Source organism: Bradyrhizobium sp. (genome assembly GCF_049798375.1).
Taxonomy (GTDB): Bacteria; Pseudomonadota; Alphaproteobacteria; order Rhizobiales; family Xanthobacteraceae; genus Bradyrhizobium.
Window position 1 is genome coordinate 1 of the sequence record NZ_JBARGP010000293.1, and the last position, 10,269, is coordinate 10,269.

The window sequence follows — 10,269 nt, forward strand, 5'->3', positions numbered from 1 at the left end:
TTTGGATTGTTGGCCTATCCCGCCGACTACGGTAACTCCGGCGTGATGACCTTGATCGTCAATCATGCGGGCCAAGTCTACCAGAAGAACCTTGGCGAGGAGACTGAGGAACGTGCCCAGGAATTGATAGCTTTTGACCCGGACAAAACGTGGAAGAAAGTCGACGCTGCCAATGACTGACAGTGCCGATGGCTCATCGCTGCCGTCACCTGAATGTGTCCATGATCTAACAGGCGGCTCTCATTCGAGGCGCACCAAAGCTCTTTGCAGCAAAGGAAGCTCGCGCCTCAGACCGGCGATTCGCCTTTAGTCTTTTTTCTGAAACCCCGCGCTCGGGAACGAGCGTGCCGCCTTTCAGATAAGCCGAACAATCCGGAGTGATGGCATTGCTCTCTCATCCCAACAGTCTGACTTCAGATTGGGCGATCCCTAGCCGGCCGACCCGCCACAATCGGCGGCGGCGGAGCCTGGTTAAGGGAAGCTGAGACACGGCTGTAACGAGCTGCGCAGGCACAAACGGCTTGATCAAGAGAATGCTATTTGGCACCCCGTGCGAGGCCACTGATCGGCTCCGGCTCCTGTCATGTAGACCACCGGGACGTCCGGATTCAGCTCTGTCTGGCGCGCCTGGCCACGTCCCAGCCGGTGAGGTCGCCGCTCAGGTGAATGTCGGTGAGCAGTGCGCAATATCGCGCGTGATCGCGATCGAGCAGGCCGACGGCTTCCTCGCCGGAGGACACCGTTTTCGTGTCGAAACCACCGTCGGACAAGGCCCCTTGGGCCAGCTCCTGGACCAGATATTCGTCCTCGACGACGAGGATCAGCAGCAACGGATTTGGCAACGTGCTCTATCCTCCAGCCGCACCAACGCGGCAGCAGTCATTCACAAGTGAACATAAGTTCGGGAAGGGGAACCAGGACGCTGATCTGTGATGCGGGGCTGCGCCAGCTTTGAACTCGAGACCGGACAATCAGTCGGATGATCTTCGGCCACAAGCCAGTGGGGCCTAATCGATCCCGTCGGACAGAGGTCATGAACGGATGAATAGGACAGAAGTCTGTAAGCCCAAACGTGTCGGTGAGCCGCTCAAGCCGTCGCTTCGAGCAGTAATTTGAGATGGTTGCAGGTCCCCGCAACCAAGATCCGAAACTCCCGTAGCGCAGGCTGCGGGAGTTTTGTTTGTGGTCCCGTTTTCCTGTCATGAGCCGCCGGCCAGCTCGGAATCGTGCCCGGTTCTTCTTGAAGCGTGGTGTCGATCAGGCCACGCTTGGCACCGGGGCGAAGCGCAATACGCTCATGAAGGCGAATGCACTCCCGATATAAAAGGCCGGAAGAACAGCGAATCATCCGCGCGATGTCCCGGTGAATCGGACTTCCCTGTCCTGAGATAGACCTACGGGGCAACGGAGAACCGATCCGGATTCGAACTATTGGTCGTCGTGTCAACCTTCCCATTCCAACATCGGGATGCTGAGATCGAGCAGCCGGATCGCCCTGCGCGCGATGTGGTCGATCGCCTCAGTGAGCGTACCGGGCTTGGCATAGAAGGCCGGAACGGGCGGTGCGACGATCGCGCCGATTTCGGTCACCGAGACCATTGCCCGCAAATGTCCGAGATGCAGCGGACTTTCCCGCACCATCAGCACTAGTCTGCGCCGCTCCTTTAACTGGACGTCCGCGGCGCGGACCAGGAGATTGTCGGCGGCGCTGGCGGCGATCGCGGACAGAGTTCGGATCGAGCACGGTGCGACGATCATGCCGGCGGTGCGACAAGAACCGCTGGCGATGCTTGCACCGATATTGTCGATCGAATGATGTCGCGCAGCCATCGCGGCAATGCGGGGCAGGGCATCTTCCCCGACCTCGTGGGCCAACGTCCGTTCGCCGCTTGGTGTCACCACAAGATGCAGCTCGCATTGTTTGGTCGCAGCCAACAATTCGACCACGCGCACGCCCAGTGCGGCGCCGGATGCGCCGCTGATGCCGACGACGATCCGCGGATGGTCAGTCATGGTACGCGCCCTCGCAGCGTGTCCTCAGGAAGCCCGAGGCGCTGCCATAAGGCGTCCACCCGCGCGATGATCGAGCTGTCCATGTCGAGAACGCGGCCCCATTCCCGCGTTGTCTCAGCCCCAACTTTGGTGGTCGCATCAATTCCGAGCTTGCCGCCGAGGCCCGGCTTGGGAGAAGCGAAGTCGAGGTAGTCGATAGGCGTATCGGTGAGCGAGACCAGATCGCGCGAGGGATCGGAGCGGGTCGAAATCGCCCACATCACATCGGCCCAGTTGCGTACGTCGATGTCGGCGTCAACAAGGATCAGGAATTTGGTATAGGTGAGCTGTGGCAGCAGCGACCACAGGGCGAGCATGACGCGGCGCGCCTGACCGGGATAGCGCTTGTTGATCGACGCAATCGCCATCCGATAGGAGCAAGCTTCCGGCGGTAGCCAAAGGTCCACGATTTCAGGCAACTGCCTTCTGACCAGAGGCACGAACAGCTCATTGAGCACTTCCCCGATACGCGACGGTTCGTCCGGCGGGCGGCCGGTGAATGTGGACAGATAGACCGGATTGCGACGCATCGTGATCGCGGTGACCCGCATCACCGGAAAATCCTCCACCGCATTGTAGTAGCCGGTGTGATCGCCAAATGGTCCCTCCGGCGCGGTGTCCTCAGGAGATACCAGGCCTTCGATGACGATCTCCGCGTCAGAGGGCACCATAAGGGGTACGGTGATGCACTTCGAAAGCCGCAGACGTTCGCCACGGATAAGGCCGGCGAAGCGGAACTCCGACAGCGTCTCCGGCAGCGGGAGGACGGCGGAAAGAATGGTTGCGGGATCGGCTCCAATCGCGACTGCGACCGGCATATCGGTCCCGCGCGCCTTCCACATATGATGGTGCCGCGCGCCGCCGCGATGGGCTAGCCAGCGCAGGATGGCGCGGTCCCGGTCGATGACCTGCATCCGGTAGATACCGACATTGATCTCGTCGCCAGCTTCATCGTCCGGCGTCCGGGTGATGACCATAGGCCAGGTGATCAGCGGGCCTGGTTCTCCTGGCCAGCAGACCTGCGCCGGAAGCCGAGTGAGATCGATCTGGTCTCCGCGCCATATAATCTCCTGCACCGGCGGCGCATTGACCTGTTTTGGTCGCATTGTCATAGCCGCATGGGCAAGCGGTAGTTTCGACATAACGTCGGCGAAATCGCGCGGCGGCCGCGGTTCACGGAGCTCCGCCAGCATCTCGCCGAATGCGCTTACCCGCGCCGGATCAACACCGAAGCCCCAGGCGACTCGCTCTGACGTGCCAAACAGATTGACGAGAACAGGCATCCCGGCTGCGGTCCTGTCGGGCATGACCGGCGCTTCAAACAGCAACGCCGGACCGTTGGCCTGCAAGGTGCGCCGGTGAATTTCGGTCATCTCGTGCACGACTGACACGGGCTCCCGGATGCGAACCAGCCGCCCTTGGCTTTCGAGGTGAGACATAAAACCGCGCAGGTCGCGGAATGGTGGCAAGTCGCGACTGGGCACGGATCCCTCATCAAAAAGAAAATGCTGTACGAGATTTTCGGCTCCGTCTTTGTTCCAGAACAAAGACCAGCGGCCGCGGGCGACAGTAAAGCGCTTATCGATGTGCCATTCTGGTCGCATGCGTCCTGCGGAGGGGCTGATAGTGTGAGGATGCCGCCCGTTCCGATGCTTCCGCGACTGATTGCTCGCAGCATCCAGCCGCTACCCCTCGCGCCGCTCCAATTACCATTGGCGTTGGTGCTGCGCTCCGTCGTTGCGCGTCACCCCCGCATTTTTGAGCGTCTTGGGCCTCACGCCAGCAAACGTTTCGGCATCGAACCCACCGATCTGCCATTCGCTTTCGTGCTAGAGCCGGATCCGCGAGCACCAACCGTGATCGCCGTACGCTGCTTGCCTGCTGACATTTCGATCCGGATCGCCGGTTCGATGATGGGACTTCTGGGACTGGTCGACGGGTCCTACGACGGTGACGCCCTGTTTTTCTCCCGCGATCTTGTCATCAAGGGCGATGTCGAGGCAGTTCTGGCGCTACGTAATGCGATTGACGATGCTGACCTCGACCTGGTCGCAGATACCGCGGCCCTGTTCGGGCCGCTGGCGCCACTGGGTCGGTGCCTGCTGGGTGGCGCGCTATCTCAACTGAAGGCTTTGGCGAGCGCAGCGCCGCGGACAGGGGCCGAATCGTGGAGCTGATCTGTCCCGCAGGAACGCCCGCGGCGTTGCGCACCGCAGTCGACGCCGGCGCCGACGCGGTCTATTGCGGGTTTGCCGACGCCACCAACGCACGCAATTTTCCGGGGTTGAATTTCAGCCGGCCAGAACTGCGGGAGGGAATCGCTTACGCCCACCGGCGCGACGCACGGGCGCTGGTGGCCATCAATACATTCCCGAGCGCGGGCGCCGAGGCGCTCTGGCATCGCGCTGTCGACGACGCGGTCGCCGCCAATGCGGATGCGCTCATTATTGCCGACGTCGGCCTCCTCGATTACGCCGCGCGCGCTCATCCGGGCCAGCGTCTGCACTTGTCGGTACAAGCGGCTGCTGCCAATCCGGACGCGATCGGCTTCTATGTGCGTCACTTCAGTATTCGGCGCGTGGTTCTGCCGCGCGTGCTCACAGTGTCGGAAATTGCCGCGGTCACCCGTGCCGTCGATTGCGAGACCGAAGTCTTCATCTTCGGCGGATTGTGCGTGATGGCGGAAGGTCGCTGCTCGCTGTCCTCTCATGTCACCGGACAATCGCCCAATATGAATGGCGTCTGTTCTCCCGCCAGTCACGTCGTTTATCGCGAAGAGAACGGCACACTGGTCTCGCGGCTTGGCGATTTTACCATTAACCGCTTTGCCAAGGGTGAGCCGGCTGCCTATCCGACCCTGTGCAAGGGCCGCTTCAAGACCACACTCGGTTCCGGTTACCTGTTCGAGGATCCCGTAAGTCTCGATGCCGCGGAAATCCTGCCCGGTCTGCGCGCCGCTGGCGTTACCGCGCTGAAAATCGAAGGGCGGCAGCGCAGCCGGGCCTATATTGAGGGCGTGGTTCGTGGCTTCCGCGAACAACTCAATGCCCTCGATGCCGGAGAGAAACTGCCGAAGGGTCGCCTCGCCGCCTTCACCGAGGGGCAAAGTTCTACACTAGGCGCGTACCGCAAGACCTGGCGCTGACAGTAGTGGCGCTGAACGAATATCCCGAACCGAGATAGAAGATTGATGAAGCTTACGCTTGGCCCGATCCTGTTCAACTGGCCGCCGGAAGTCTGGCGCGACTTCTATTTTCGTATCGCCGACGAGGCGGCGGTGGATGCGGTCGCGGTGGGCGAAGTGGTGTGCTCGAAGCGGATGCCATTCCTTGGAGAACACCTGCCGTCCGTCATCGAGCGTCTGATCGCCGGGGGAAAGCAGGTGCGATTGAGCTCGCTCGCGCTGATCACCCTGGAACGCGAAAGGCGGTGGACGGAGGAGCTCGCGCGCGACGCCAGTCTCATGGTCGAAGCCAATGACATAACCTGTATCGCCCACCTCGCCGGGCGACCTCATACTATCGGCCCGTTGGTCAATGTTTACAACGAAAGCACGGCAATCTGGTTCGAGGCCCAAGGCGCGCAAAGCATCTGTCTTCCACCCGAACTCCCGCTGGGCGCAATCGCGGCCATCGCGACAGCGGCACCGCAGCTCGAAATGGAGGTGTTTGCTTTCGGCCGGGCGCCACTCGCGATCTCTGCCCGTTGTTACCACGCGCGCCTGCACAAACTTTCCAAAGACAATTGCCGCTTCGTCTGCGCAACCGATCCGGATGGGCTGCCAGTCGATACACTGGACGACGAGCGCTTCCTGGTGGTGAATGGTCTCCAGACTCTTTCTTACGCTTGCACCAATCTGATCGGGGACATCGACGATCTCACTCAGGCCGGCGTTGCATCCCTGCGGTTATCGCCGCAGCACTGCGACATGGTCGCGGTTACCCGCACTTTCCGTGATGTGGTCGACGGCAAGCTCCAGCCCGAGGAGGGCCTGGATCGATTGACCACGGTCTATCCGAACGTACCGACAACCAACGGCTTTCTTCGCGGAAAGCGCGCGACGTCCCAATCTGCACCGGATCTCGCCGACAGAAGTGCTGCAGTCCTCGGGCAGTAACCAGTGGCTGGAATGATTCAGCGCGCCACGGTCGGCGGTTGGTTTTGTGACGATGATGCCTGACAGGTGATGAATGAGAACGACCAGCACCGCGCTGATGCCACTGTTCGGCAAAAGCATCCCGTCTTGCGCGGGCACAGCGGCCCCTCGCTTCATCTAGACGCTCAGCGGATGGGTATGATCCCGGAAGAGACCAGAAATGGCTGAGAGCAAGCGTCGACTTCCTCTTGTCTACTCATGCTCGGGCTGTTCGAGCGCCGCCCAAATGGCCAATCATGTGGCGGTTGGCCTCGATCGAGCCGTCGAGGCTGAAATGTCTTGCATTGCCGGGGTCGGCGGCGATGTCCCCTCTCTCGTGAAGATTGCAAAATCGGGAAGACCAATTCTGGCAATCGACGGCTGCTCTCTCCGTTGCGTGGAGCGCAGCCTAGCACGGCATGAGGTAAGCCCGGCGGTACATCTCATCTTAACCGACCTCGGCATAAAAAAGCGATTCCATGCGGAGTTTGATGAAAGCGATGCATCCGCCGTTTATCGCAGCGCGGTCGCCGCTATCGAATCGATTGAAGCCGATTCCGCAGGCGACAAGCTGATCTGCCAAATCAGCCCGAACGTCGACTCATAGGCAGGGTAGCGGGCGGACGAAGCCGCGTGGCAGCGGCTTCAGGTCGCCTGCGGCGCAGGGGCCGCGGGATGACGTCGATATTGACATGTTTGTCTTAGCCGCCTCCTGGGCGGAGGGCAGCATGTCGCGCGGCCTCTTCGCCGGCGAGACGCCCGAACACGGTCGAAAGCGTGATACCCAGACCCGCAAGATAGCCGTCGCCGAGCACGTTCGCCGCCATGATCATGCCGGCCGCGAAAACATCGCGTAGGGGCCTGCCATCGTTCCCCACGACCCGCATGCGATCATCGACGGCAACGCCGAAATGCATGAACGTCACGCCTGGCCACATCGGATAGGCCGCAAACGGCGGGACCGTAATCGCGACGGCGTGCGACTTCGGCGGGGTCAGCCCGGTGGTGCAATGTTCGTACACCGGCATATTGTCGGCGGCGCCGAGTGCAGCATTGAAGCTGCGTACCGTTGCTTCCAGCGTCGCCGGTTCGAGACCGAGCTTCGTTGCGAGCGCCGCGACGGTGTTGGCCCGGATCGGCTGCAGCGCGGTTGGCAAGGCGCGGCCGAGACCTTCCGCATCCAGGATTAGATAGGCAATCTGCCCCGGACAGGCTGCGATGCGCGCGCCCCATCGAGAAAAATGGGTTTTGCCTGTATCTTCTCCCTCATCGTGAAAGCGCTCGCCGCCGCGATCGACGACGATTCCGTGCGGAATCGCGGTGATGCGGGTAACGATTCCACCATCGAACTTTGGTCCTCGGGCATCGACGGCAACCATGTGACAGCGCTTGGGGTCGCCGACCGGCCTCGCGCCAGCGTCGAGCATCAGGCGCAATACCGAGCCGGTGAGGTTGGCGGCCCCACGGATCATGAAACCGTCGGCGACCGCGCCAAAACTTTTACGCAGCCAGTCGAGATTGGCCTGATGGCCCCCCGAACACAGCACCAGGGCTTTCGTCGCGACGCGTTCGACGCCGCCGTGATGAACGATGTGGACCTTGCAATGACGGTGGTCGCCGAAGTCGAACGCCACGACTTCGCTCTCGTAGTCGACGGCTACGCCAAGCTTCGCCGCGGTTGCGTAGAGCGCGTTGATCATAGCCTTGCCGCCGCCGAGGAAAAAGGCCGTACGCCGCGAATAGGGCATCGCGCCGCTTGCCGGATGCTGCAGGCGCACGCCATTATCGTCGAGCCATGCCGCGATCGTAGCAGAGCCGCGGATCAATATGCGCGCCAGTTGTTCGTCGGTAGCTGCGCGCGTGACGTGAAGCAGCTCCTTGAAAAAAGTATTCTCGCCATAGGCGTCGGGTACGTACCGTGTCGGCCCGTCATGCATTAAGCGGAAATTTCGCGCGTGGCGGGTATTGCCTCCGCGCAACGCGGCGGGCGCTTGTTCGACGATTCGCACCGAGGCACCACGGCGTCGGGCCGCGATCGCGGCGCACAACGCGGATGCGCCGCCGCCGACCACCAGAACGTCTGGGGTCTGCGGTCTGGCCGCGTCGCTCATGGCCGCTTTCGATCAATCATTGTTCCTATCGCGCGCCCTGCTCCTGAAATGATCTCGGTGTGTGTTTCGGCGCAGCTTTCGGACCATCTCTCGCAGACTATCTGCTTAGTCCTCAATGATCCGGCGCGCTTCGTCCAAGCGCGACGGCTTAGCGGATGGTGCATCCTGCGGTTCAGGGCGACCGCTTTCCGTGGCCTCGATTTGCCCGCTACCAGCCGGTAGGGATTGATCTATCTCAAGCGATTCGGCTCCACTTTTCGAAATAGAGGCCGCGCGCAGGTCTGCTGCAGGTCTCCTGCTCAGCGATGCCGCCGACGCCCAGCTTGCGCGAATGCTTGCATCCGTTGGATCGTTTGGTCGAGGTCACGATCGATACCACCGCCATCGCCAAGCCGCGCAGGGTGGACCAGATCGGAGCCCATTCTTCCGAGAGCTTACAGGCGCTTTTGACCCAAGACCGTCCTCAGCCCTTCGACGAAGCCGGTCTAAGATCGTCCGCTATCCTTATCGGGATCGACTCGTTCGTTGATCTTCGCGACCGGAAGCCGCCAACCGCGCCTGATCGCCACGACGCGAACCAGGAAACATGAAATCAGCGCCACCGCCGTGACCGGGGCCACCGGTAATTGCAGCATGTGGCCGATCACCACCATTGCTGCCGCGACCAATGCCGCGACGGCATAGAGATCCGCGCGCAGCACCGTGGGAATTTCTGCCAGCAGCACGTCTCGGACCATACCACCGCCGATGCCGGTCACCATCCCGAGGACGGTCGCCATCACCGGATTCAGCCCGAAGGCCAGCGCCTTCGAAGAGCCCGTAACGGCGAAGAGTGCAAGACCCGCCGCGTCGAAAATGAGGATCGCATTCGACATTCGCACAATGAGGAGCGAGCCGTAGAATGTTATGAGCCCGGCCAGGAGCGACACGCCAAGATAGCGCCAGTCGCTGATCGCGCCGGGTGGAACGGCGCCGATCAGGAGGTCGCGGGTGATCCCTCCCGAATTTCCCGCCGCAAATGACAAGACCAGAACGCCGAACAAATCCAGCTGCCGCCGAGCACCTGCCAACGCTCCGCTGAGAGCGAACACGAAAGTGCCGCTCAGATCGAGCACAAGCGGAAGCTTGTCCATGATCCAACTTTCCTTACCCTAGGAGAGGATGAACATGCTTTGACCGGCCGGGAGGTCGGCTCGCATTCTACGCCGGTAGCCACGCCCGAGCCGCGACGACCAGCGCTTCAACGCCCGTTCGTAGCGTGGGATGAAGAACCGGCGCAAATTTCGGACTGTGGTTCACAGGAAGTTCGTTGATTTTGTTCGCCTCCTTGGCCTGTGCGTACGTCTTGGGATCGGTGCCGCCGACGAACCAGAAGACCGATGGGACGTGCCACTCGGAGCCGAACGATCCGAAATCCTCGCTGGCGGGAGCCGGCCCCGTTTCCCGGACTCGCTCCGCTCCGAAATATTCGCGAAAGCTGTCGGCCACTCGCCTGGCGGCATCTTGATTGTTCACATTGAGGGGATAATGATCGATCGCCGTGATTTCCGGCGGCCGCGGCGCGCCCGAAGCAGCCGCCTCTGCATTGGCGATCCTCTCGATTGCTGCCAGAACGCGCTTACGCACGCCCGCATCGAAGGTCCGGACATTCAGTTTGATAATGGCCTCGTCCGGAATGACGTTCTCCTTGGTGCCAGCCTGCAGAACACCTACCGTCAGCACCGCAGCTTCGGCCGCAGCCACCTCGCGCGAAATGATTGTTTGCAGTCGCAGCACGGTCGAGGCCGCCATGACGACTGGATCGATGCTGGCCTGGGGCATCGATCCGTGTGCGCCGCGCCCGAACAGGCGAATTTGCAGGCTGTCCGCCGCCGATGTGATAGCGCCGGCACGCCCGGCGACGGTTCCCGAAGGGCCTACCATAACGTGCTGACCTAAGATCACGTCTGGTTTTGGAAACCGCTTGAAGAG

The 10,269-nt window shown here is 61.6% G+C and carries 11 protein-coding genes; 5 read left to right on the forward strand and 6 right to left on the reverse strand.

What is annotated here, in order from left to right; translation table 11 throughout:
• Positions 1-180, forward strand: a 180-nt coding sequence (locus tag WA702_RS12615; RefSeq protein ID WP_425110858.1) for a DUF2950 family protein, incomplete at its 5' end; no start/stop codon positions are given.
• Positions 181-608: 428 nt separating this feature from the next.
• Here the strand turns inward: WA702_RS12615 and WA702_RS12620 are convergent.
• From WA702_RS12620 to WA702_RS12630, 3 genes are all read right to left on the reverse strand, one after another.
• Positions 609-842 carry a response regulator gene (locus WA702_RS12620; RefSeq protein WP_425110859.1) on the reverse strand — a complete coding sequence of 78 codons (234 nt, stop codon included), beginning with the start codon at positions 840-842 and terminating at the stop codon, positions 609-611.
• Between the two features lie 601 nt (positions 843-1,443).
• Positions 1,444-2,013, reverse strand: a complete 570-nt coding sequence (locus tag WA702_RS12625; protein ID WP_425110860.1) for a UbiX family flavin prenyltransferase — start codon at positions 2,011-2,013, stop codon at positions 1,444-1,446.
• The gene (locus WA702_RS12630) at positions 2,010-3,491 is read right to left on the reverse strand and encodes a UbiD family decarboxylase (RefSeq protein ID WP_425110868.1); all 1,482 of its coding nucleotides are present in this window, start codon (positions 3,489-3,491) and stop codon (positions 2,010-2,012) included. The genes WA702_RS12625 and WA702_RS12630 overlap by 4 nt, the downstream gene beginning before the upstream one ends.
• A 210-nt stretch (positions 3,492-3,701) precedes the next feature.
• On the opposite strand from WA702_RS12630, the gene ubiT reads away from it, so the two are divergent.
• The 4 genes from ubiT (at position 3,702) to WA702_RS12650 (ending at position 6,794) form a co-directional block, all read left to right on the forward strand.
• Positions 3,702-4,229, forward strand: a complete 528-nt coding sequence (gene ubiT / locus WA702_RS12635; RefSeq protein ID WP_425110861.1) for a ubiquinone anaerobic biosynthesis accessory factor UbiT — start codon at positions 3,702-3,704, stop codon at positions 4,227-4,229.
• Complete coding sequence (gene ubiU / locus WA702_RS12640) at positions 4,220-5,197, forward strand: ubiquinone anaerobic biosynthesis protein UbiU (protein ID WP_425110862.1); 978 nt, start codon at positions 4,220-4,222, stop codon at positions 5,195-5,197. Before ubiT ends, ubiU begins: the two co-directional genes overlap by 10 nt.
• 45 nt (positions 5,198-5,242) lie before the next feature.
• Entirely contained in the window at positions 5,243-6,169 is a 927-nt protein-coding gene (gene ubiV, locus WA702_RS12645) for a ubiquinone anaerobic biosynthesis protein UbiV (protein WP_425110863.1), read from the forward strand.
• A 199-nt stretch (positions 6,170-6,368) separates the two neighbouring features.
• Positions 6,369-6,794, forward strand: coding sequence for a putative zinc-binding protein (locus tag WA702_RS12650; protein WP_425110864.1), 426 nt, complete (start codon positions 6,369-6,371; stop codon positions 6,792-6,794).
• Between the two features lie 94 nt (positions 6,795-6,888).
• Here the strand turns inward: WA702_RS12650 and tcuA are convergent, their stop codons facing one another.
• From tcuA to WA702_RS12665, 3 genes are all read right to left on the reverse strand, one after another.
• Positions 6,889-8,298, reverse strand: a complete 1,410-nt coding sequence (gene tcuA / locus WA702_RS12655; RefSeq protein ID WP_425110865.1) for an FAD-dependent tricarballylate dehydrogenase TcuA — start codon at positions 8,296-8,298, stop codon at positions 6,889-6,891.
• Positions 8,299-8,783: 485 nt separating this feature from the next.
• Positions 8,784-9,431, reverse strand: a complete 648-nt coding sequence (locus WA702_RS12660; RefSeq protein ID WP_425110866.1) for a trimeric intracellular cation channel family protein — start codon at positions 9,429-9,431, stop codon at positions 8,784-8,786.
• A 67-nt stretch (positions 9,432-9,498) separates the two neighbouring features.
• On the reverse strand, positions 9,499-10,269 hold a 771-nt coding region (locus WA702_RS12665; RefSeq protein WP_425110867.1), incomplete at its 5' end, for a M20/M25/M40 family metallo-hydrolase.